Source organism: Micromonospora sp. LA-10 (genome assembly GCF_051853095.1).
Classification (GTDB): domain Bacteria; phylum Actinomycetota; class Actinomycetes; order Mycobacteriales; family Micromonosporaceae; genus Micromonospora; species Micromonospora echinospora_A.
On record NZ_CP195710.1, the window covers coordinates 5,954,096 to 5,980,243 of the forward strand.

The following is a 26,148-nucleotide window of genomic DNA, read 5'->3' on the forward strand; positions in this document are numbered from 1 at the left end:
ATGAACATCGTGCGGAGCGACGCCGACTCGCTGTTGTGGGGACTGTCCGGAGCCAGCGCGGGTTCGCTGCGGGCGCAGGCCGGACTGCTCCTCGACGAGCTGGACCGCCGGCCCGGCTGGCGGCCGGCGGACGTCGGCTGGTCGCTGTCCCGGCAGCGCGGGGCCGACGGCTGGCGCGCCGCCGTGACGGCCGCGGACGCGGACGGGTTCCGCCGGGCGCTGCGTGCCCTGGCCGAGGGGCGGGGCGCGGCCGGGTTGACCGAGGGCGCGCCGGTCCCCGGCGGGGTGGTGTTCGTCTTTCCCGGCCAGGGCTCGCAGTGGCCGGAGATGGCCGTCGGCCTGATGGCCACCGCACCCGTGTTCGAGGCCCGGATGCGCGAGTGCGCGGACGCCCTCGCGCCGTTCCTCGACTGGTCACTGCTGGACGTCGTCCGGGGCGTGCCCGGCGCGCCGTCGCTGGAGCGGACCGACGTGGTCCAGCCGGTGCTCTTCGCCGTGATGGTGTCGCTCGCCGCGCTCTGGCGGTCCTACGGCGTCGAACCGTCGGCCGTGCTCGGCCACAGCCTCGGCGAGGTGGTCGGCGCGGTCGTCGCGGAGGCGCTGTCCCTCGCCGACGGCGCCCGGATCGCGGCGCTGTGGAGCCAGGCGCAGGCCACTCTGGCCGGCGACGGCGCGATGCTCGCGGTGCCGCTGCCGCTCGACGAGGTGCGCCGGCGTCTCGCCGCGTTCGCCGGGCGGCTCGACGTGGCGGCGGTGAACGGGCCGGGAGCCGTGATCGTCTCCGGTGACGCGGACGCCGTCGCGACCCTGCTCGACACGCTGCGCGGGGAGGGGGTGAAGGCCCGCCTGATCGGGGTCGACCTGGCCGCGCACTCCGCGCACATCGACCGCATCGTGCCCCGGCTGCGCGAGGTCCTGGCGCCGCTGGACCCGCGACCGCCCCGGCTGCGCTTCTACTCCTCCGTGGACGGTCGGATCCTGCCCGAGGACGTGCCGCTGGGCGCCGAGTACTGGTGCCGCAACCTGCGCAGCACGATCGAGTTCGAGCGGGCCACCCGGACCGCGCTGGCCGACGGGGCGGGCGTGCTGCTGGAGGTCAGCCCGCACCCCGTCCTGACCGCAGCCCTTCAGGGCACCGTGGAGGCGGCCGGCGCGCGGGCGAGCGTCCGCGCCACCGTCCGGCGTGGGCAGGCGGACCTCGACAAGGTCCTGCGCAGCCTGGGTGAGCTCCACGTCGACGGTGTGGACGCCGACTGGGCCGCCGTATTCGCCGGCCACCGCCCGGAGGTGGTGGAGCTGCCCGAGGCGCCCGACGACGCCCGCGCCCGGCCGGAGTCCCCGCTGCGCGCCCGGCTGGTCGGCCTGACCGTGCCGGAGCAGCGGGCCCTGCTGGTCGAGCTGGTCTGCCAGGAGGTCGCCGCGCTGCTCGGCACGACCGAGCCGGTCGCCTCGCACCTGCCGTTCCGGGAACTGGGCTTCGACTCGGTCACCGCGCTGGAGATCCGGGCCCGGATCGCCGCGTCGGTGGGCACGCCGCTGCCCGTGACCGTGGTCTTCGACCATCCCACCCCGGCCGAGCTGGCCGAGCAGCTCCGGGTCACGCTGACCGGCGACGCCCCGGCCGACGACGACGCCCTGCCCGCGGCGGCCGACGCCGACGATCCCGTGGTGGTCGTCGGCGTCGGCTGCCGGTACCCCGGCGGCGTGACCGGCCCCGGGGAGCTGTGGCAGCTCCTGCTCGACGGCGCCGACGCGGTCTCCGCGTTCCCGGACAACCGCGGCTACGACTTCGCCGCGTCCTACGACGGCGACTCCCGCCCCGCCGGCACGTTCTACCAGCGGCAGGCCGGCTTCCTGTACGACGCCGACCTGTTCGACCCGGACTTCTTCGGGATCAGCCCGCGGGAGGCCGCGGCGATGGACCCGCAGCAGCGGCTGCTGCTGGAGACCTCGTGGGAGGCGTTCGAGCGCGCCGGGATCGCGCCGGGCACGCTGCGGGGCAGCCGCACGGGTGTCTTCGTCGGCGCGATGACGATGGACTACGGACCCCGGATGGACGCCGGATCCGAGGTCGAGGGCTACGTGTTCACCGGCAACACGGGCAGCGTGATGTCCGGCCGGCTGGCCTACCTCTACGGGTTCGAGGGGCCGGCGGTGACCGTCGACACCGCCTGCTCGTCGTCGCTCGTGGCCCTGCACCTGGCCGTGCAGTCGGTGCGCCGGGGCGAGTCCGCCCTCGCGGTGGCCGCCGGCGTGACGGTGATGTCCGGCACCGGGATGTTCGTCGAGTTCTCCCGGCAGGGCGGCCTGGCACCCGACGGCCGGAGCAAGGCCTTCTCCGACAGCGCCGACGGGTTCGGGCTGGCCGAGGGCGTGGGCGTGCTGCTGGTCGAGCGCCTCTCGTCGGCCCGGCGGCACGGGCACCAGGTGCTCGCGGTGGTGCGGGGGACGGCGTTCAACCAGGACGGCGCGTCCAACGGCATGACCGCGCCGAACGGCCGGGCGCAGCAGCGGGTGATCCGGGCCGCGCTGGCCGACGCCGGCCTGGCGCCGGCCGACGTGGACGCGGTGGAGGCGCACGGCACGGGGACTCGGCTGGGCGACCCGATCGAGGCGCAGGCGCTGCTGGCGACGTACGGGCGGGAGCGGGAGCGGCCACTGCTGCTCGGCTCGCTGAAGTCGAACATCGGCCACACCCAGGCCGCCGCCGGCGTCGGTGGCGTGATCAAGATGATCGAGGCGATGCGGCACGGCGTCCTGCCCCGCACGCTGCACGTCACCCGACCGACCACGCACGTCGACTGGTCGACGGGGGCGGTGTCGCTCCTGACCGAGCAGACGCCGTGGCCCGAGGTGGACCGGCCCCGGCGCGCCGGGGTCTCCTCGTTCGGGGTCAGCGGCACGAACGCGCACGTGGTGCTGGAGCAGGCGCCACCGGCCGACCCGGCACCCGTGCCCACCGCCCCGCTGGCCGGACCGGTGCCGGTGACGCTGTCGGCGCGCGACGGCGCGGCGCTGCGCGGGCAGGCCGGGCGGTTGCACGCGTACCTCGCCGCCCGGCCCGACGCGGCGCTGCCCGACGTGGCCGCCACCCTGGCCGGGCGGACCCTGATGGAGCACCGCGCGGTGGTGCTCGGCGCCGATCGCGACGAGCTGCTCGCCGGCCTCGCCGCGGTGGCCGGGCAGGCCGCCGCGCCGGGCGTGGTGACCGGGGTGGCCCGGCCGGCGGGTGCGGTCTTCGTCTTCCCCGGGCAGGGCTCCCAGTGGACCGGGATGGCGCTGGAGCTGATGGGGAGCGAGCCGGTCTTCGCCGCCCGGATGCGCGAGTGCGCCGCCGCCCTCGCCGCGCACGCCGACTGGGACCTGCTCGACGTGCTCGGCGACGACGACGCCCTGCGCCGCGTCGACGTGGTGCAGCCGGCCCTGTTCGCGGTGATGGTGTCGCTGGCGGAGCTGTGGCGGTCGCACGGCGTCGAGCCGGCCGCGGTCGTCGGGCACTCCCAGGGCGAGATCGCGGCGGCCTGTGTCGCCGGCGTGCTCTCCCTCGACGAGGCGGCCCGGGTGGTGGTGCTGCGCAGCCGCCTGATCGGTGAGCGGCTGGCCGGTCACGGTGGCATGGTGTCGGTGCCGGTACCGGCGGCCGAGGTGCGCGCGGCCCTGGCGGACCGGGACGGGCTGGTGTCGGTGGCGGCCGTCAACGGCCCGTCGGCGACCGTGGTGTCCGGCGATCCCGACGCGCTGGACGCGGTGCTCGCCCGGTGGGACCGGGCCCGGCGGATCCCGGTCGACTACGCCTCCCACTCCGCGCAGGTGGAGGCGGTGCGGGACGAGCTGCTGGCCGCGTTGGCGGGCCTCGACCCGCAGCCGGCGCGGGTGCCCTTCCACTCCACCGTGACCGGCGCGCCGGTCCGGGGCCCCGAGCTGGACGCGGCGTACTGGTACGAGAACCTGCGCCGGACCGTGCGCTTCGACGAGGCGGTGCGCGCCCTCGACGGGCACGTCTTCGTCGAGTGCAGCCCGCACCCGGTGCTCGTCCACGGGCTGGACGGCCCCGCGCTCGGCTCGCTGCGCCGCGGCGAGGGCGGCCCGGCCCGGTTCCGCCAGTCGCTCGCCGAGGCGCACGTCGTGGGCTTGGCGGTGGACTGGCACGGCGTGGTCCAGGGCGGTCCGGTGGACCTGCCCACGTACGCGTTCCAGCGCCGCCGGTACTGGCTCGACGCCGCCGTCCCCACCGCGAACGACGCCGCGGGCCTGGGACTCTTCGCCGCCGACCACCCGTTGCTCGGCGCCGCCGTGGCGCTGCCCGACTCCGGCGGCTACCTCTTCACCTCCCGGATCTCCCTGGGTACGCACGCCTGGCTGGCCGACCACGCGGTGCACGACGTGGTCCTGCTGCCCGGCACCGCGTTCCTGGAACTCGCGCTGCGGGCCGGCCAGCAGGTCGGCGGGGAGTCGGTCGAGGAGCTGGTGCTCGCCGCGCCCCTGGTGCTGCCCGCCGACGACGCCGGCGTGCGCCTCCAGGTGACCGTCGGCGCCGCGGCGGACGACGGCCGACGCCAGCTCACCGTGCACTCGCTGGCCGGGCAGGAGGCCGAGGACGCCGAGTGGACGCTGCACGCCACCGCCGTGCTGGTCCCCGGCCGGCGTGCCTCCGTCCCGGCGCTGCCCTGGCCGCCGGCCGGCGAGGAGCTGGACCTGGCCACGGCGTACGAGACGCTGCACGACCACGGCTACCAGTACGGCCCGGTGTTCCAGGGCCTGCGCCGGGCCTGGCGGCACGGCGACGAGATCTCCGCGGAGGTGGCCCTGCCCGAGGCGCGCGCCGCCGAGGGCTTCGGCATCCACCCCGCGCTTCTCGACGCCGCCCTGCACGCGGCCGTGCTCGACGCCCCCGGACTGCCCTTCAGCTGGCGCGACGTCACGCTGCACGGAACCGGTGCGACGGCCCTGCGCGTCCGGCTCGTGCCGACCGCCGCCGGGCTGTCGGTGCACGTCGCCGACGAGGACGGCGCGGCGGTGCTGACCGCCGCCGAGATGGTGCTGCGGCCGGTCCCCGAGGGCCTGGCGCGGCGGCGGGCCGGGGCTCTGCTGGAGATGTCGGCGGTGGCGGTGCCGCGCGCCGCCGAGGCGCCGCCGGTGCCGGTGACCGCCGTCGACGACGTGCCGGACCTGGCCGCCGTGCCGGCGTCCACCGGCGCCGTGCTGCTGCGCGAGGCCCCGGTCGAGCGGGTGCTGCGGGTCGTGCAGGAATGGGTCGCCGGGGACCGTCCGACCGGCGCCCGGCTGGTGGTGGTGACCCGGGACGCCGGGAGCGACCTCGGCCAGGCGGCGGTGCGCGGACTGGTGCGCTCGGCGCTCGCGGAGCACCCCGACCGGATCGTCCTGGTCGACGCGGACGACCCGGCGACCGTCGCGGCACGCGTACCCGAGATCCTGGCCGGCGGCGAGCCCGAGGTGTGGCTGCGGGCGGGGACGGTGACCGCGCCGCGCCTGCGTACCGTCACGGGCCCGGGCGGGGACGCCCCGTGGCGGGCGGACGACTGCGTCCTGATCACCGGTGGCACCGGCACGGTCGGCGCGGCGGTGGCCCGCCACCTGTCCCGGACCCACGGCGTACGCGGCTTCGTGCTGCTGTCGCGGCAGGGGCCCGCGGCGCCCGGCGCGGCGGAACTGCGCGCGGACCTCGGGCCCGGCGCCGCGGTGGTCGCGTGCGACGTGACCGACCGCGACGCGCTCGCGGCGGTCCTCGCCGCGCATCCGGTCACCGCCGTGGTGCACGCCGCCGCGGTCCTCGACGACGCCGTGGTGGAGTCGCTGACCCCGGAGCGTCTGGCCACGGTGTACGCGCCGAAGGTCGCCGCCGCCGTCCACCTGCACGAGCTGACCCGCGACCGCGACCTCACCGCGTTCGTGCTGTTCTCCTCGATCGCCGGCGTGCTGGGCACCGCCGGTCAGGGCAACTACGCGGCGGCCAACGCGGCCCTCGACGCGCTCGCCGCCACCCGGCGGGCCGCGGGGCTGCCGGCCACCTCCGTCGCCTGGGGGCTGTGGGCCGAGACGAGCACGCTGACCGGCGAGCTGACCGGCACCGACCGGGCCCGCCTGGCCCGCTCCGGCATCCTCGGCATGTCCACCGTGGACGCCCTCGCGCTCCTCGACGAGGCCGTCGCCGGTGGACCGGTCACCGCGACCGCCGTCCGGCTGGACCACGCCACGCTGCGGGCGCAGGCCGCCGCCGGCACCCTGCCCGCGGCGCTGCGCGGCCTGGTCCGGGTGCCGGCGCGCCGGTCGGCGCCCGCCGCCGGGGGCCGGTCGGACCTGGCCGCCCTGCCGGCCCGGGAGCGGGCCGACGCGGTCCTGGAGCTGGTACGCGGCCAGGTCGCCGCGGTGCTCGGGCACGGCTCCGGCGGCGCGGTCGACGTCGACCGGGCGTTCCGGGAGATGGGGTTCGACTCGCTCACCGCGGTCGAGCTGCGCAACCGGATGAACGCCCAGTTCGACACGCGACTGCCGGCCACGCTGGTCTTCGACCACCCCACCCCCCGGGCGGTGGCCGACTTCCTGGCCGCCGGCATGTCCGGAGCGCGGCTGGCGACGGCCCCGGCGATCACCCGCGAACACGCCGACGAGCCGATCGCCGTGGTCGGGATGGGCTGCCGCTACCCGGGCGGGGTGCGGTCGCCGGAGGAGCTGTGGCGGCTGGTCGAGTCCGGCGGGGACGCCGTCGGCGACTTCCCCACCGACCGGGGCTGGGACCTGGTCAACCTGTTCGACGCCGACCCGGAGCGCGCCGGGCGCAGCTACGTCCGGGAGGGCGGGTTCCTGCTCGACGCGGGCGAGTTCGACCCGGTCTTCTTCGGCATCTCGCCGCGCGAGGCCACCGCCATGGACCCGCAGCAGCGGATCCTGCTGGAGATCTCCTGGGAGGCGTTCGAGCGGGCCGGCATCGACCCGGACAGCGTCCGAGGCAGCGAGGTCGGCGTGTTCGCCGGGGTGATGAACGGCGGGTACGGCGCACAGCAGATGGCCGCGCCGGAGGGCTCCGGCGAGTTCGAGGGCTACCTGGCCAGCGGCACGGCCGCGAGCGTCGCCTCCGGCCGGGTCGCCTACACGCTGGGTCTCGAAGGCCCGGCCCTGACCGTCGACACCGCCTGCTCGTCGTCGCTGGTGGCGATGCACCTCGCGGTCCAGGCGCTGCGGCGCGGCGAGTGCCCGATGGCGCTCGCCGGCGGCGTCACCGTGATGTCCTCACCGTCGCTGTTCGTGGAGTTCAGCCGGCAACGTGGCCTGTCGCCCGGCGGGCGGTGCCGTTCGTTCGCCGCCGCCGCCGACGGCACCGGCTGGGCCGAGGGCGCCGGTGTCCTGCTGCTGGAACGGCTGTCCGACGCCCGGCGCAACGGCCACCGGGTGCTCGCGCTGATCCGCGGCACCGCGGTCAACCAGGACGGGGCGTCGAACGGGCTCACCTCCCCGAACGGCCCGGCCCAGCAGCGGGTGATCCGCGCGGCGCTGGCCGACGCGGGGCTGACGCCGGCGGACGTGGACGCGGTGGAGGCGCACGGCACGGGCACCACCCTCGGTGACCCGATCGAGGCGCAGGCGCTCATCGCCACCTACGGCCAGGACCGGGAACGGCCGCTGCTGCTCGGCTCGCTGAAGTCGAACATCGGTCACGCCCAGGCCGCCGCCGGCGTGGGCGGAGTGATCAAGATGATCGAGGCGATGCGGCACGGCGTCCTGCCCCGCACGCTGCACGTCGACGAGCCGACGCCGCGGGTCGACTGGTCCGCCGGCGCGGTGTCCCTGCTCACCGAGAACGCCGACTGGCCCGACGCCGGCCGTCCCCGGCGCGCCGGCGTGTCGTCCTTCGGGGTCAGCGGGACCAACGCGCACGTGGTCATCGAACAGGCCGAGCCCGAGAACGTTCCGGACCCCGGCGGGGACGTGCCGGCGGTCGTGCCGTGGGTGCTCTCCGCCCGCACCGCCCCGGCGCTGACCGCCCAGCTCGACCGGCTCACCCGCTTCGTGGCGGCGGACCCGGCCCTGGACGCGACCGACGTCGGACACGCCCTGGCCACCACCCGGGCGACGATGCCGTACCGGGCCGTCGTGCTCGGCGCGGACCGCGACGAGCTGCTCGCCGCCGCCGACGTCGTCCGCGGCGACGGCGGCACGCCACGGCGGGTGGCGTTCGTCTTCCCCGGGCAGGGCTCCCAGTGGGTCGGCATGGCCCGGGAACTGGTCGACGCCTCGCCGGTCTTCGCCGCCCGGATGGCCGAGTGCGCCGACGCCCTCGCCGACCACGTCGACTGGGACCTGTTCGAGGCGCTGGACGACGCCGAGGCCCTGGACCGGGTGGACGTCGTGCAGCCCGTGCTCTTCGCCGCGATGGTGTCCCTGGCCGCGCTCTGGCGCTCGTACGGCGTCGAGCCCGCCGCGGTGGTCGGGCACTCGCAGGGCGAGATCGCGGCGGCCTGCGTGTCCGGCGCGCTCAGCCTGGCCGACGCCGCGCGGGTGGTCGCCCTGCGCAGCCGGGTGATCCGCGACGCGCTCTCCGGGCACGGTGGCATGGTCTCCGTGGCGCTTCCGGTGGAGACGGTCCGCGACCTGGTCGCGCCGTTCGCCGGCCGGATCGACGTGGCCGCGGTCAACGGTCCGACGGCCACCGTCGTCTCCGGGGACGCGGACGCCCTGCGGGAGTTCCTGGCCGGCACCGAGGCGCGGGTCGTCCCGGTCGACTACGCGTCGCACTCGGCGCACGTCGAGGCCGTCGAGGCGGAGCTGGGCGAACTCCTCGCGCCGGTCGCGCCGCGCCCGTCCGACATCCCCTTCCACTCGGCGGTCACCGGCACCCGGCTGGACACGACCGCCCTCGACGCCGGCTACTGGTATCGAAACCTGCGGCAGCCGGTCCGCTTCGACCTCGCCGTGCGCGGCCTGCTCGACCAGGGGATCACCGCGTTCGTCGAGGTCAGCACGCACCCGGTGCTCACGGCTGCGGTCGCCGGCACCGCCGAGGCGGGCGGACACGACGTCGCCGTGGTCGGCTCGCTGCGTCGCGACGAGGGCGGGCAGCGGCGCTTCCTGCGCTCGGTCGCCGAGGCGTACACCCAGGGGGTGCCGGTGCGGTGGTCCGCGGCCCTGCCCGCCCGGGCCCGCCGCGTCGACCTGCCCACGTACGCGTTCCAGCGGACCCATCTCTGGCTGGAGGCCCCGGAGCCGCCCGCGGCGCCCACCGGGCCGGACCGCTGGCGCTACCGGATCGACTGGCGGCCCCTCCCCGTCCCCGCCGCGTCGGCGCTGGCCGGCACCTGGCTGGTCGTCCACGCCGACGAGGCCGTCGCGGCGCCGGTCGCCGCCGCGCTCGGCGCGCTCGGCGCGTCGCCGGTCCCGGTGCCCGTCGGGGCGCTCGCGGAGACCGTGGCCGCGACGCCGGACGTCGCCGGTGTGCTGTCCCTGGTCGCGACGACCGACCCGGACCCGGTCGCGGCCACGCTCACCCTTGTCCAGGCCGACCTGCCGGCCCCGCTGTGGGTGGTGACCCGCGAGGCGGTGCACTGCGCCGAGCCGGCCGTCGACCAGGCGGCCGTGTGGGGGCTGGGCCGGGTGGCCGCCCTGGAGGCGCCCGCCCGCTGGGGCGGTCTGGTGGACCTGCCCGCGGACGCGGACGAGGAGACCTACCAGCGGCTCGCCGCCGTCCTCGCCGCCGGCGGCGGTGAGGACCAGGTCGCCCTGCGGGGCCACCGGGCGTTCGGCCGGCGACTCGTGCGCGCCCCGCGTACCGGGTCGGGCGAGGCGGTCTGGCGGCCCGCCGGCACCGTCCTGATCACCGGCGGCACCGGGGCCATCGGCGCGCACGTCGCCCGCCGGCTCGCCGCGCGCGGCGCGGAGCACCTGGTGCTGACCGGACGGCGCGGCGCGGACGCCCCGGGCGCCGACGCGCTGGCCGCGGAGCTGGCCGCCCTGGGTGCGCGGGTGACGATCGCCGCCTGCGACGTCGCGGACGCCGGGGCGCTGGCGGAGCTGGTCGCCGCCGTCGAGACCGAAGGCCCGATCCGGGCCGTGGTGCACGCCGCGGGCGTCCCGCACTGGGGCGACCTGGCCGACCTCACCCCGGACGCGGTCGCCGAGGCGGTGGCCGGAAAGGCGGTCGGCGCCGCGAACCTGGACGCCGTCTTCGACCGGGAGCTGGACGCCTTCGTCCTGATGTCGTCCAACGCCGGGGTCTGGGGCGGCAGCGGCCAGGGCGCGTACGCCGCCGGCAACGCCATGCTGGACGCGCTCGCCGCCCGCCGGCGGGCCCGCGGCCGGCGCGCCCTCTCGGTGGCCTGGGGCTCGTGGGCCGGTGACGGGATGGCGGCCGGTGACACGGGTTCCCGCTTCGCCCGGCTCGGCCTGCGGCTGATGCGCCCGGAGGCCGCGCTGACCGCGCTGGACCAGGCGATCGCGGACGACGAGACCTTCCTCGCCGTGGCGGACGTGGACTGGGAGCGGTTCGTCGCCACCTTCACCGTGGCGCGGCCCAGCACGCTCTTCGCGGACCTGCCCGAGGTGCGCCGGGCGCGGGGCGCCGCCCCGGCCGCCGCCACCGGGCTGGCCGCCGTCCCGGAGGCGGACCGGCACCGGACCGTCCGCGACCTGGTGCGGCAGGCGGTGGCCGGGGTGCTCGGGCACGACGCCGGCACCGACATCGCCGGCCGGACGTTCAAGGAGCTGGGCTTCGACTCGCTGACCGCGGTGGACGTCAAGACGCGGCTCTCCACCGCCACCGGCCTGAGACTGCCCAGCAGCCTGGTGTTCGACCACCCCACGCCGGAGGCGCTCACCACCCACCTGCTCGAACGGGTCTACGGCGACCGGGCCGCCCCGCCCGTCGTGACGGCGGTCCGTGCCCCGGCCGACGAGCCGATCGCGATCGTCGGGATGAGCTGCCGCTACCCCGGTGACGTCCGGTCGCCGGACGACCTGTGGCGGTTGGTGGACGGGGAGGTCGACGCGGTCGTGGACTTCCCGGACGACCGTGGCTGGGACGTCGAGAAGCTGTACCACCCGGACCCGGAGCACCCCGGCACCACCTACACCCGGCACGGCGGCTTCCTGGCGGACGTGGCCGGCTTCGACGCGGCGTTCTTCCGGATCTCGCCCCGGGAGGCGCTGGCCATGGACCCGCAGCAGCGGCTGGTCCTGGAGACGGCGTGGGAGGCGTTCGAGCGGGCCGGGCTGGACCCGACCACGCTGCGCGGCACGGACACCGGCGTGTTCGTCGGGTCGAGCAGCCAGGACTACGGCCCACGGCTGCACGAGGTGCCCGCCGGGCTGGAGGGGCACTTCCTGACCGGCAGCCTCGACGCGGTGATCTCCGGACGGGTGGCGTACGAGCTGGGCCTGGAGGGCCCGGCGATGACGGTGGACACCGCGTGTTCGTCGTCGTTGGTGGCGATCCACCTGGCGGCGCAGGCGTTGCGTCGGGGCGAGTGCTCGCTGGCGCTCGCCGGCGGCGTGGCGGTGCTCTCCAGCCCGGGCGTCTTCCTGGAGTTCAGCCGCCAGGGTGGGCTCTCCGCCGACGGGCGCTGCCGCTCGTTCGCGGCCGCCGCCTCGGGCACCGGTTGGGCCGAGGGCGCCGGCATGGTCGTGTTGGAGCGGTTGTCGGACGCGCGGCGTCGTGGTCATCGGGTGTTGGCGGTGGTGCGGGGTTCGGCGGTCAATCAGGACGGTGCGTCGAACGGTTTGACGGCGCCGAATGGTCCGGCGCAGCAGCGGGTGATCCGGGCGGCGTTGGCGGACGCGGGGTTGACGCCGGTGGACGTGGACGCGGTGGAGGCGCACGGCACGGGCACCACCCTCGGTGACCCGATCGAGGCGCAGGCGCTCATCGCCGCGTACGGCCAGGACCGGGAACGGCCGCTGCTGCTCGGCTCGTTGAAGTCGAACATCGGTCACGCCCAGGCCGCCGCCGGTGTGGGTGGTGTGATCAAGATGGTGCAGGCGATGCGGCACGGCGTCGTGCCGCGCACGTTGCACGTGGACGAGCCGACCCCGCACGTGGACTGGTCGGCCGGTGCGGTGTCCCTGGTCACCGAGCGGACGGACTGGCCCACGACCGACGCCCCGCGTCGCGCGGGCGTGTCGGCCTTCGGCGTCAGCGGCACCAATGCCCACGTGATCCTGGAGCACGTCCCGGACCACGTCCCGACCGTACCCGCCGCCGACGTGACCGAACTCGATCCGGTGCCGGTCCCGCTCTCCGCCCGCGGTGCGGCGGCGCTGCGGGCCCAGGCCGCGCAGCTGCGCGACTTCGTCACCGTCAACCCGGACGTGTCCCTCTCCTCGCTCGCCCTCTCGCTCGGCGTCGGCCGTTCCGGTCTGGAGCATCGTGCGGTGGTGGTGGCGGGTGGTCGTGCGGGTTTGGTGCGGGGTTTGGGTGTGGTGGCGTCGGGTGGTTCGGCGTCGGGGGTGGTGTCTGGTGCGGCGGGTGTGGGGTCGCGGTGGGCGATGGTGTTCACGGGTCAGGGTTCGCAGCGGGTGGGGATGGGTTTGCAGTTGGTGGCTGCGTTCCCGGTTTTCGCGGCGGCTTTTGACGAGGTGGTGTCGGCGTTTGATGGGTTGTTGCCGCGTGGTTTGGGTGAGGTGATCGCGGGCGACGGTGAGGCGTTGGATCGGACGGGGTTCACGCAGCCGGCGTTGTTCGCGGTGGAGGTGGCGCTGTTCCGGTTGTTGGAGTCGTGGGGTTTGCGGCCGGATTTTGTGGTGGGGCATTCGATTGGTGAGGTCGCGGCTGCGCATGTGGCCGGGGTGTTGTCGTTGTCGGATGCGGTGGTGTTGGTGGCGGCGCGTGCGGGGTTGATGGAGGCGTTGCCGGCTGGTGGGTTGATGGTGTCGGTGCGGGCTTCGGTGCAGCGGGTGGTGCCGTTGTTGTCCGCGGGTGTGGATGTCGCGGCGGTGAATGGGCCGGAGTCGGTGGTGATTTCCGGTGATGAGGCTGCGGTGTTGGCGGTGGCGCGGCGGTGTGGGAAGTGGCGTCGGGTGCGGGCGTCGCATGCGTTTCATTCGTCGCGGATGGATGCGATGTTGGGTGATTTCGCGTCGGTGGTGGAGGGTCTGGAGTTCCGGGCGCCGGTGATTCCGTTGGTGTCGACGGTGTCGGGTGGGTTGGTGTCGGGTTCGCAGGTGTGTGCGCCGCAGTACTGGGTGCGGCAGGTGCGGGAGACGGTGCGGTTCGCCGACGCGGTGTCGTGGTTGGTGGACGAGGGTGTGTCGGCGTTCGTGGAGGTGGGTCCGGACGGGGTGTTGTCGGCGTTGGTGCCGGCGCCGGTGTCGGTGCCGACGTTGCGTCGGGGTCGTCCTGAGGTGGAGTCGTTGGTGGCGGCGGTGGCGGCGTTGCATGTGCACGGGGTGTCGCCGGACTGGTCGGCGGTGTTCCCGTCGGCGCCGCGGGTGGAGTTGCCGACGTATGCGTTCCAACGCCAGCGCTACTGGCTCGACGGCACCTGGACCGGCCGGGGAATGCTCGACGCCCCCACCCGGCTCGCCGACTCCGACGCCGTCGTCTTCACCGGCCGGCTCTCCACCCGCACCCTTCCCTGGATCGCCGACCACCGGGTGGCCGGCGCGATCCTGCTGCCCGGCACCGCCTTCGTCGAGCTGGCCGTCCGGGCGGCCGACGAGGTCGGCTGCGCCCTGGTCGAGGAGCTGACGCTCGAGGCCCCGCTGGTGTTTCCCGACGCGGCGACGGTCGAGGTGCAGGTCACCGCCGGCGCGCCGGACGCCTCCGGCCGCCGTGCCCTCGCCGTGCACTCCCGTGCCACGGACGCGATGGAGTGGACCCGCCACGCCAGCGGCGTGCTGGTCGCCGCTGAGGACGACGCCACCGTGGAGCCGCTGCCGTGGCCGCCGTCGGACGCCACCCCCGTCGACCTGGCCGAGGTCCGGGCGACCCTCGTCGCCCGGGGCTACGAGTACGGTCCCGCCTTCGGCGGCCTCCGGGCGGCCTGGCGCCGGGGCGACGAGTGGTACGCCGAGGTCGACCTGCCCCCGGGCGTGCCGGCCGACGGGTACGTGCTGCACCCCGCCCTGCTGGACACCGCGCTCCAGCCGCTGGTGCTCGACCTGACCGGCCGGGCCCGCCTCCCGTTCGCCTGGCAGCGGGTGTCGGTCCGCGCCGCCGGGGCCACCACCCTGCGGGCGCGGCTCGTCGCCGGAGCCGACGGCGTCTTCTCGGTCGAGGCGACCGACGGTGACGGGCGTCCGGTGCTCACGGCCGGCTCCGTCGTCATGCGCGCGCTGCCCGACCACCTCGGATCCGCGAACCCTTTGTGGGAGGTGGTGGGGGTTCCGGTGGTGGTGCCGGTGGTGGGTGGTGTGTCGGTGGGTGTGTGGCCGGTGGCGGTGGGTTCGGTGGTGCCGGATGTGGTGGTGGTGTCGGGGGTTGATGCGGCGGGTGTGTTGGGGGTGTTGCGGGGTTGGTTGGGTGATTCGCGGTTCGTGGGTTCGCGTTTGGTGGTGGTGACGCGGGGTGCGGATGTGGTGGCGGGTCAGGGTGGTGTGGCGGGTCTGGTGCGCTCGGCGGTGTCGGAGCATCCGGGTCGGTTCGTGTTGGTGGATGTGGGTGCTGACGCGGATGTGGATGCGGTGGGGTCGTTGGCGGCGGGTTTGGTGGCGTTGGGGGAGTCGGAGTTCTGGGTTCGTGGTGGGGAGGTGTGTGTTCCGCGGTTGCGGCCGGTGGGTGGGTCGGTGGGTGCTGCGGTGTGGTCTGCGGGTGACTGTGTGTTGGTCACTGGTGGGACGGGTGCGTTGGGTGCGGTGGTGGCGCGGCATCTGGTGGTGTCGCATGGGGTGTCGCGGGTGGTGTTGGTGTCGCGGCGGGGTGGGGCTGCCGAGGGTGTGGCGGGTCTGGTCGCGGAGTTGGGTGCGGATCGGGTGTCGGTGGTGGCCGGTGATGTGACGGACCGGTCGGTGGTGGCGGGGGTGTTGTCGCGGTTCCCGGTGTCTGCGGTGGTGCATGCGGCGGGGGTGTTGGACGACGGTGTGGTGGAGGGGTTGTCGGGGGACCGGTTGGCTCGGGTGTGGGAGCCGAAGGTGGTCGCGGCTCAGGTGTTGGACGAGTTGACGCGTGATCGTGGGTTGTCGGCGTTCGTGGTGTTCTCGTCGGTGGCGGGGGTGTTGGGGACGGCGGGGCAGGGTGCGTATGCGGCGGCCAATGCGGGGTTGGACGCGGTGGTGCGGGCGCGTCGGGCGGCGGGGTTGGTGGGTACGTCGGTGGCGTGGGGGTTGTGGGCCGGGTCGTCGGGGATGACGGGGTCGTTGTCGGGGCGGGATCTGGCGCGGTTGTCGCGGTCGGGGTTGGCGGCGTTGGGGACCGACGAGGCCCTCACCATGCTCGACGCCGCGGTGGCCGGTCCGGCGGCGGTCTACGTGGGCGCCCGGCCCGATCCGGCCGCCCTGCGTGGCCGGGAGATCCCACCGATTCTGCGGGACCTGGTGGGTGCGCCGGCGCGGCGGGCGGTCAGCACGGCGACCGCCACCGACGCGTCCACCGACGGTCGCCTCGCCGGGCTGTCCGGCGACGAACTGGCCGACGCGGTGCTGCGGAGCGTGCTGCGGCAGGTGGCCGACGTCCTCGGCCACGACGACGTGCGGGCCGTCGACCCCGCCCGACCGTTCCAGGATCTCGGCTTCGACTCGCTCACCGCGGTCGAACTGCGCAACCGGCTGAACACCGAGCTGGCGCTCCGGCTGCCGACCACGCTGGTGTTCGACTACCCGACGCCGCTGGCGCTCGTCGACTTCCTCCTGCGCGAACTCTCCGGCGCGGCGGCGCCGGCGACCGACCCGGTGACGACCACGATCCGGGCCGACGAGCCGATCGCGATCGTGGGGATGAGCTGCCGCTACCCCGGTGGTGTCGACTCCCCGGAGGAACTGTGGCGGCTGCTCGTGGAGGGCCGAGAGGGAATCAGCCCCTTCCCGGAGGACCGCGGCTGGGACCTGGCCGGCCTCTTCGACGACGACCCGGACAGCCACGGCCACAGCTACGCGCGCACGGGCGGCTTCCTGCACGACGCGGGCGACTTCGACGCCGGGTTCTTCGGCATCTCGCCGCGTGAGGCGCTGGCCATCGATCCGCAGCAGCGGTTGTTGTTGGAGGCGTCGTGGGAGGCGGTGGAGCGGGCGGGGTTGGATCCGGTGGCGTTGCGGGGGAGCGCGACGGGTGTGTTCGTGGGTGTGATGTATGGCGATTACGGGTCTCGGGTGCGGCGGGTGCCTCGGGATGTGGAGGGGTATCTGGGTAACGGTAGTGCGGGGAGTGTGGCGTCGGGTCGGGTGTCGTACACGTTCGGGTTCGAGGGTCCGGCGGTGACGGTGGACACGGCGTGTTCGTCGTCGTTGGTGGCGATTCATCTGGCGGCGCAGGCGTTGCGTCGGGGTGAGTGTTCGATGGCGCTGGCCGGTGGTGTGACGGTGCTGGCGACCCCGCAGGTGTTCGTGGAGTTCAGCCGGCAGCGCGGACTGGCCGCGGACGGACGGTGCAAGTCCTTCGCCGCCGCCGCCGACGGCACCAGTTGGGGCGAGGGCGTGGGCGTCCTGTTGTTGGAGCGGTTGTCGGACGCGCGGCGTCGTGGTCATCGGGTGTTGGCGGTGGTGCGGGGTTCGGCGGTCAATCAGGACGGTGCGTCGAACGGTTTGACGGCGCCGAATGGTCCGGCGCAGCAGCGGGTGATCCGGGCGGCGTTGGCGGACGCGGGGTTGACGCCGGTGGACGTGGACGCGGTGGAGGCGCACGGGACGGGGACGCGGTTGGGTGATCCGATCGAGGCGCAGGCGTTGATCGCGGCGTACGGCCAGGACCGGGATCGGCCGTTGTTGTTGGGGTCGTTGAAGTCGAACATCGGTCACGCCCAGGCCGCGGCGGGTGTGGGTGGTGTGATCAAGATGGTGCAGGCGATGCGGCACGGCGTCGTGCCGCGCACGTTGCACGTGGACGAGCCGACCCCGCACGTGGACTGGTCGGCCGGTGCGGTGTCCCTGGTGACCGAGCAGGTGGACTGGCCGCAGGTCGACCGTCCCCGTCGGGCCGGGGTCTCCTCCTTCGGCGTCAGTGGCACCAACGCCCACCTCGTCCTCGAACAGGCCCCCGCCGAGGAGCCGGTCGGCGACCTCGACTGGCCCGACACCGTGCCGGTGGTGCTCTCCGCCCGGGAACCGGCCGCGCTGGCCGAGCAGGCCGTACGCCTGCGGGACCTGGTGGAGTCCCACCCCGATCTCTCGGTCACCGACCTGGCCCGCGCGGCCGCCCGGTACCGGTTCGCCATGGAGCATCGTGCGGTGGTGGTGGCGGGTGGTCGTGCGGGTTTGGTGCGGGGTTTGGGTGTGGTGGCGTCGGGTGGTTCGGCGTCGGGGGTGGTGTCTGGTGCGGCGGGTGTGGGGTCGCGGTGGGCGATGGTGTTCACGGGTCAGGGTTCGCAGCGGGTGGGGATGGGTTTGCAGTTGGTGGCTGCGTTCCCGGTTTTCGCGGCGGCTTTTGACGAGGTGGTGTCGGCGTTTGATGGGTTGTTGCCGCGTGGTTTGGGTGAGGTGATCGCGGGCGACGGTGAGGCGTTGGATCGGACGGGGTTCACGCAGCCGGCGTTGTTCGCGGTGGAGGTGGCGCTGTTCCGGTTGTTGGAGTCGTGGGGTTTGCGGCCGGATTTTGTGGTGGGGCATTCGATTGGTGAGGTCGCGGCTGCGCATGTGGCCGGGGTGTTGTCGTTGTCGGATGCGGTGGTGTTGGTGGCGGCGCGTGCGGGGTTGATGGAGGCGTTGCCGGCTGGTGGGTTGATGGTGTCGGTGCGGGCTTCGGTGCAGCGGGTGGTGCCGTTGTTGTCCGCGGGTGTGGATGTCGCGGCGGTGAATGGGCCGGAGTCGGTGGTGATTTCCGGTGATGAGGCTGCGGTGTTGGCGGTGGCGCGGCGGTGTGGGAAGTGGCGTCGGGTGCGGGCGTCGCATGCGTTTCATTCGTCGCGGATGGATGCGATGTTGGGTGATTTCGCGTCGGTGGTGGAGGGTCTGGAGTTCCGGGCGCCGGTGATTCCGTTGGTGTCGACGGTGTCGGGTGGGTTGGTGTCGGGTTCGCAGGTGTGTGCGCCGCAGTACTGGGTGCGGCAGGTGCGGGAGACGGTGCGGTTCGCCGACGCGGTGTCGTGGTTGGTGGACGAGGGTGTGTCGGCGTTCGTGGAGGTGGGTCCGGACGGGGTGTTGTCGGCGTTGGTGCCGGCGCCGGTGTCGGTGCCGACGTTGCGTCGGGGTCGTCCTGAGGTGGAGTCGTTGGTGGCGGCGGTGGCGGCGTTGCATGTGCACGGGGTGTCGCCGGACTGGTCGGCGGTGTTCCCGTCGGCGCCGCGGGTGGAGTTGCCGACGTATGCGTTCCAACGCCAGCGCTACTGGCTCGACGCGGGAGCGCCGGCCGCCACCGACGCCGCCGGCCTGGGCCTCACCCCCACCGAGCACCCGCTGCTCGGCGCCGCGGTGGCCCTGCCGGACAGCGCCGGGTTCCTCTACGCGTCCCGCCTCTCGCTGGCCACCCACCCGTGGCTGGCCGACCACGCGGTCGGCGGCGAGGTGCTCCTGCCCGGCGCCGCCCTGGTCGAGATGGCGATCCGCGCCGGTGACGACGTCGGTTGCGACCTGCTGGCCGAGCTGACCCTGGCCGCGCCGCTGGTCGTGCCGTCCGCCGGCGGCGTACGCCTCCGGGTTACCGTGGGCGAGGCCGACGACGCCGGTGCGCGTCGGATCGGCGTCTACTCCCTCGCCGAGAACGTCCCCGACGACACGGCCTGGACCCTGCACGCCAGCGGCTCCCTGCGGCCCGGCGATCGCCCGACCCCCGCCACCGCTCCGGCGTGGCCGCCGGCGGGCGCCGACGAACTCGACGTCGCCGACCTGTACGACCGTCTCGCCGAGGTGGGGCTCGACTACGGCCCGGCCTTCCGGGGCGTACGGCGGGCGTGGCGCGACGGCGCGGACGTTCTCGCCGAGGTCGCGCTCCCCGACGGGTTGTCCGCGGACCACGTCGGCATCCACCCGGCGCTGCTCGACGCGGCGCTGCACGCGGCGGCGTTCACCACCGACGTCACCCGACCGCTGGTGCCGTTCGCCTGGTCCGACGTCGCGCTGCACGCCACCGGTGCGGTCACGGTCCGGGTCCGCTTGGCGCCGGTCGGCGCCGACGCCCTCTCCGTCCGCGTGGTCGACCCCGACGGGCAGCCGGTGTTCACCGCCGGCGAGCTCGTCCTCCGGCCCGCTGCGCCGCCCACCTCCGTGGTGCCCGCGAACCCTTTGTGGGAGGTGGTGGGGGTTCCGGTGGTGGTGCCGGTGGTGGGTGGTGTGTCGGTGGGTGTGTGGCCGGTGGCGGTGGGTTCGGTGGTGCCGGATGTGGTGGTGGTGTCGGGGGTTGATGCGGCGGGTGTGTTGGGGGTGTTGCGGGGTTGGTTGGGTGATTCGCGGTTCGTGGGTTCGCGTTTGGTGGTGGTGACGCGGGGTGCGGATGTGGTGGCGGGTCAGGGTGGTGTGGCGGGTCTGGTGCGCTCGGCGGTGTCGGAGCATCCGGGTCGGTTCGTGTTGGTGGATGTGGGTGCTGACGCGGATGTGGATGCGGTGGGGTCGTTGGCGGCGGGTTTGGTGGCGTTGGGGGAGTCGGAGTTCTGGGTTCGTGGTGGGGAGGTGTGTGTTCCGCGGTTGCGGCCGGTGGGTGGGTCGGTGGGTGCTGCGGTGTGGTCTGCGGGTGACTGTGTGTTGGTCACTGGTGGGACGGGTGCGTTGGGTGCGGTGGTGGCGCGGCATCTGGTGGTGTCGCATGGGGTGTCGCGGGTGGTGTTGGTGTCGCGGCGGGGTGGGGCTGCCGAGGGTGTGGCGGGTCTGGTCGCGGAGTTGGGTGCGGATCGGGTGTCGGTGGTGGCCGGTGATGTGACGGACCGGTCGGTGGTGGCGGGGGTGTTGTCGCGGTTCCCGGTGTCTGCGGTGGTGCATGCGGCGGGGGTGTTGGACGACGGTGTGGTGGAGGGGTTGTCGGGGGACCGGTTGGCTCGGGTGTGGGAGCCGAAGGTGGTCGCGGCTCAGGTGTTGGACGAGTTGACGCGTGATCGTGGGTTGTCGGCGTTCGTGGTGTTCTCGTCGGTGGCGGGGGTGTTGGGGACGGCGGGGCAGGGTGCGTATGCGGCGGCCAATGCGGGGTTGGACGCGGTGGTGCGGGCGCGTCGGGCGGCGGGGTTGGTGGGTACGTCGGTGGCGTGGGGGTTGTGGGCCGGGTCGTCGGGGATGACGGGGTCGTTGTCGGGGCGGGATCTGGCGCGGTTGTCGCGGTCGGGGTTGGCGGCGTTGGGGACCGACGAGGCCCTCACCATGCTCGACGCCGCCACCACCACGGCCGCCCCCGCCGTGGTGGCGGTGAGCCTCGACGGCGCGGCGCTGAAGGAGCGGGCCGCCGACGGCACGCTGCACCCCGTGCTGCGGGACCTCGTCCGGGTCCCGGTCCGGCGGGCCGCCGTGCGGGGATCCGGTGACGCCGGGACCACCGCCGCGCGGCTGGCGGCGCTGCCCGCGGCCGAGCGCCGGGCCGCGGTCACCCAGGTCGTACGGGAGCAGGTGGCCGACGTGCTCGGGCACGGCTCTCCCCACGCCGTCGCCACGGAGCGCCCGTTCAAGGACCTCGGCTTCGACTCGCTCACCGCGATCGAGCTGCGCAACAAGCTCAACACGGCGCTGGGGCTGCGGCTGCCGGCAACGTTGATCTTCGACTACCCGACCTCGGACGACCTGGTCGGCCTGCTGATGGCCGAGTTGTTCGGGGCCGACGAGGACGACGACCTGCGCACGGCCGAGACGGCCGCCCCGGCGGACGAGCCGATCGCGATCGTGGGGATGAGTTGCCGCTACCCCGGTGGTGTCGACTCCCCCGAGGAGCTGTGGCAGCTCCTGGCCGAGGGCCGCGACGGCATCACCCCGTTCCCCGACGACCGCGGCTGGGACCTGACGGCGCTGTACCACCCGGACCCGGAGCACCCGGGCACGACGCACACCACCGGCGGCGGGTTCCTCGACCGCGTCGGCGACTTCGACGCCGGGTTCTTCGGCATCTCGCCGCGTGAGGCGTTGACCATCGATCCGCAGCAGCGGTTGTTGTTGGAGGCGTCGTGGGAGGCGGTGGAGCGGGCGGGGTTGGATCCGGTGGCGTTGCGGGGGAGCGCGACGGGTGTGTTCGTGGGTGTGATGTATGGCGATTACGGGTCTCGGGTGCGGCGGGTGCCTCGGGATGTGGAGGGGTATCTGGGTAACGGTAGTGCGGGGAGTGTGGCGTCGGGTCGGGTGTCGTACACGTTCGGGTTCGAGGGTCCGGCGGTGACGGTGGACACGGCGTGTTCGTCGTCGTTGGTGGCGATTCATCTGGCGGCGCAGGCGTTGCGTCGGGGTGAGTGTTCGATGGCGCTGGCCGGTGGTGTGACGGTGCTGGCGACCCCGCAGGTGTTCGTGGAGTTCAGCCGGCAGCGCGGCGTCGCGCCCGACGGCCGGTGCAAGTCGTTCTCGGCGGAGGCGGACGGCGCCGGCTGGTCCGAGGGCGTCGGGCTGGTGTTGTTGGAGCGGTTGTCGGACGCGCGGCGTCGTGGTCATCGGGTGTTGGCGGTGGTGCGGGGTTCGGCGGTCAATCAGGACGGTGCGTCGAACGGTTTGACGGCGCCGAACGGTCCGGCGCAGCAGCGGGTGATCCGGGCGGCGTTGGCCGACGCGGGGTTGACGCCGGTGGACGTGGACGCGGTGGAGGCGCACGGCACGGGCACCACCCTCGGTGACCCGATCGAGGCGCAGGCGCTCATCGCCGCGTACGGCCAGGACCGGGAACGGCCGCTGCTGCTCGGCTCGCTGAAGTCGAACATCGGTCACGCCCAGGCCGCCGCCGGTGTGGGTGGTGTGATCAAGATGGTGCAGGCGATGCGGCACGGCGTCGTGCCGCGCACGTTGCACGTGGACGAGCCGACCCCGCATGTCGACTGGTCGGCCGGCGCGGTGTCCCTGGTGACCGAGCAGGTGGACTGGCCGCAGGTCGACCGTCCCCGCCGGGCCGGCGTCTCGTCCTTCGGCGTCAGCGGCACCAACGCCCACCTCGTCCTCGAACAGGCCCCCCCGGAGGAACCCGAGCCCGCGCCCGACGCGCCGGCCGCCGGCCCGGTCCCGCTGGTGCTCTCCGCGCGTGACCCGGAGGCACTGCGCGGCCAGGCGGACCGGATGCGCGCGCACCTCGCCGCGCACCCGGAGGTCGGTCTCGGCGATGTCGCCTACTCGTTGGCCGGCCGGTCCACCATGGAGCACCGGGCCGTGATCTGGGCGGAGGACCGGGCCGAGGCCGTGGCCGCGCTCACCGCCCTCGCCGAGGGGACCCCGTCGACGCGGGTGGTGACCGGTGCGGGCCGGGACCCGGGCGTGGTGTTCGTCTTCCCCGGGCAGGGCTCGCAGTGGGCCGGCATGGCCCAGGACCTGCTCGACGCGGACCCGGTCTTCGCCACCCGGATGACCGAGTGCGCGGCGGCGCTGCGGGAGCACGCCGACTGGGACCTGTTCGAGGTACTCGGCGACGCGCGCGCCCTGGAACGGGTGGACGTGGTGCAGCCGGCCCTGTTCGCGGTCGCGGTGTCGCTGGCCGCGGTGTGGCAGGCCCGGGGCGTACGGCCGGTGGCGGTGACCGGGCACTCCCAGGGTGAGATCGCCGCGGCCTGTGTCGCGGGCGCGCTCTCCCTCGCCGACGCGGCCCGGGTCGTGGTGCGGCGGAGCCGGTTGATCCGTGAGGTGCTGGCCGGACGCGGTGGCATGGTGTCGGTGCCGCTGCCGGCGGCCGAGGTGTCCGCCACCCTGGCCCGCTGGGGTGACCGGGTGTCGGTGGCGGCGGTCAACGGCCCGTCGGCGACGGTGGTCTCCGGCGACCCGGACGCGCTGGACGAGGTGCTGGCCCAGTGGGACCGGGCCAAGCGAATCCCGGTCGACTACGCCTCGCACTCCGCCCAGGTCGAGACGCTGCACGACGACCTCCTGGCGGCCCTGGCGGAGATCGCGCCGCAGAGCACCGACCTGCCCTTCTACTCCACGGTGGTCGGCGGGATCGTCGACGGCGCCGGGCTCGACGCCGACTACTGGTACGAGAACCTGCGCCGGCCGGTGCGCTTCGACGAGGCGGTCCGGGCGTTCGACGGGCACGTGTTCGTCGAGTGCAGCGCGCATCCGGTGCTGGCCCCGGCGATCGACGGCCCGGCCGTCGGGTCGCTGCGCCGGGGCGAGGGCGGTCCCCGCCGGCTCGGGAACTCCCTGGCCGAGGCGTGGGTCTCGGGCGTCGGCGTGGACTGGCACACCGTGGTCCGGGGTCGGCGGGTGAGCCTGCCCACGTACGCCTTCCACCGCCGCCGCTACTGGCTCGACGCCGGTGAGTCCGCCGACGTCTCCACCGCCGGCCTGGACACGGTCGAGCACGCCATGCTGGGCGCGGCGGTCCCGCTGGCCGGTTCCGGCGGGCACGTGTTCACCGCCCGGGTGTCCGTCGGCAGCCATCCCTGGCTCGCCGACCACACCGTGCGCGACTCCGTGCTGGTGCCCGGCACGGCGTTCGTCGAGTGGGCCGTGCGTGCCGGCGACGAGACCGACTGCCCGCTGGTGGAGGAGCTGACCATCGTGGCGCCGCTGGCGCTGGCCGGCTCCGGCGCGGCGCAGGTGCAGGTCACCGTCGCGCCCGCCGATCCGTCCGGCCGCCGGTCGCTCACCGTGCACGCCCGCACCGGCGGCGGGGAGGACTGGGCGTTGCACGCCACCGGCACCCTCTCGCCGGAGCGCCCGGCGCCGCCCGACGCGCTCACCGAGTGGCCGCCGGCCGGCGCCGAACCGGTGGACGTGGCCGACCTGTACGACCGCCTCACCGCCTCCGGGCTCGGCTACGGTCCACGTTTCCAGGGGGTACGGGCCGCCTGGTCGCGCGCCGGCGAGGTCTTCGCCGAGATCGAGCCCGCCGAGGAGCTGGCCGTCACCGGCTACGGCCTGCACCCGGCACTGCTCGACGCGGCGGTGCACGCCGCCGCGCTCGGCGCCGAGCTGGGCGAGCCGAAGCTGCCGTTCACCTGGGCCGGCGTCGCGCTGCACGCCGCCGGTGCGACCACGCTGCGGGTGCGCGTCACGCCGACCGGGGCGGACACCTTCGCCCTGGTCGCGGCCGACGCGCTCGGGGCGCCGGTCGCCACGGTGGACGCGCTGCTGGTGCGGGCCATGGCGGTGCCCGCGGAGCGGCCCGACGACCACCTCCACCGGTTGGCCTGGTCGCGGCTGCCGGACGCCGCGGCCACGCCGCTGCCGGCCTGGACGTCGGTCGGTGGAACCGATCCGGACGGCCCCGCCGACCTGGCGGAGCTGGGCGCGCTCCTCGACGGCGGCGCGCCGGTGCCGGGGCTGGTGTTCGCCCCGCTCGACGACACGACCGGGACGGACCTGGCCGTGGCCGCCCGGCAGCGCGCCGGGCAGGCGCTCGACCTGGTACGGGGCTGGCTCGCCGAGGAGCGGTTCGCCGACTCCCGCCTGGTGCTGGTGACCAGGGGCGCGACCGGTGAGCGCCCGGCGGACGTGGCGGCGGCCGCCGCCTGGGGACTGGTCCGCACCGCCCAGTCGGAACACCCCGGACGCTTCGTGCTGCTCGACACCGACGCCGAGCAGCCGTACCGCGAGCTCGCCGAACGGGTGGCCGGGCACGACGAGCCGCAACTCGCCGTCCGCGACGGCGTGGTGTACGCGCCCCGGCTGGTCCGAGCCACACCGCCCGGTGACGACGGCCCGGGCTGGGACCCGGACGCGACCGTGCTGGTCACCGGCGGCACCGGCGCGTTGGGCGGCCTGGTCGCCCGGCACCTGGCCGAGACGCACGGCGTACGCCGGTTCGTGTTGGCGAGCCGGCGCGGTCCGGCCGCCGCCGGCGCGGACGACCTGGTGGCGGACCTCGCGTCGCACGGCGCCGAGGCGGTGGTGGTGGCCGCCGACCTGGCGGACCGGGCGGCGGTGACCGGGCTGCTCGACGCGCACCCGGTCGACGTCGTGGTGCACACCGCGGGGGTGCTCGACGACGGTGCGATCGGCTCGCTGGACCGGAGCCGGCTCGACGCGGTGTTCCGGTCCAAGGTCGACGCGGCGCTGCACCTGCACGAGGCGACCCGGGGGCGGAACCTGCGGGCGTTCGTGCTGTTCTCCTCGGCGGCGGGCGTCTTCGGCACGCCCGGGCAGGGCAACTACGCCGCGGCGAACGCCTTCCTGGACGCGTTGGCGGCGCACCGCCGGGCCGAGGGGCTGCCGGCGATCTCGCTGGCCTGGGGCTTGTGGCAGGAGACCAGCGACCTCACCGGCGGGCTCGGCGACCGGGACCGGGGCCGGCTGGCCGGGGCGGGCGTGCGCGCGATGACCGCGGCGCAGGGTCTCGCCCTGTTCGACGCCGCGGTGGTGCTGGACGAGCCGGCCGTGGTCCCGGTCCACCTGGACCGCGCCGCGCTGCGCGCCCGGGCGGAATCCGGGACGCTGCCGTCGCCGCTGCGCGGGTTGGTGCGGACGCCGGCCCGCCGCGCCGCGTCCGCGCAGGCCGCCCGGCACACCCTGCGGCAACGGATCGAACGCCTGCCGGCGGCCCAGCGGCACCAGGTGCTCGTCACGACCGTGCTCGCGGAGACCGCCGCGGCGCTCGGGCACGAGCAGGGGGACGCGGTCAAGGCGGGGCGCGACTTCAAGGAGTTGGGCTTCGACTCGCTCACCGCGTTGGAGTTGCGCAACCGGCTGAACGCCGTGACGGGTCTGCGGCTGCCGGCCAGCCTGGTCTTCGACCACCCGAATCCACGGGCCTTGGCCGATCACCTGCTCACCGAGCTGGCGCCGGACCAGCCGGCCGGCACCGACGACGACGACGCCGACGTGCGCGCGGCGCTGGCGGCCGTCCCCGTCCGGGCGCTGCGCGAGAGCGGACTGCTCGACCAGGTGCTGAAGCTCGCCGGACGGACGGCGACCGGCGAGCGGCGCACCGACGACACGATCGACGCGATGGGCGCCGACGACCTGATCGCCATGGCGCTCGGCACCGACTCCTGACGACGTCCCCAGCGGAGGATCACCATGACA

The 26,148-nt window shown here is 75.0% G+C and carries 1 protein-coding gene; it reads left to right on the forward strand.

Annotated elements, in window-relative coordinates:
- Positions 1-26,118: an SDR family NAD(P)-dependent oxidoreductase gene (locus ACSDG8_RS27900; RefSeq protein WP_439427364.1), complete on the forward strand. Its 26,118-nt coding sequence runs from the start codon at positions 1-3 to the stop codon at positions 26,116-26,118.
- Positions 26,119-26,148: the final 30 nt, after the last annotated feature.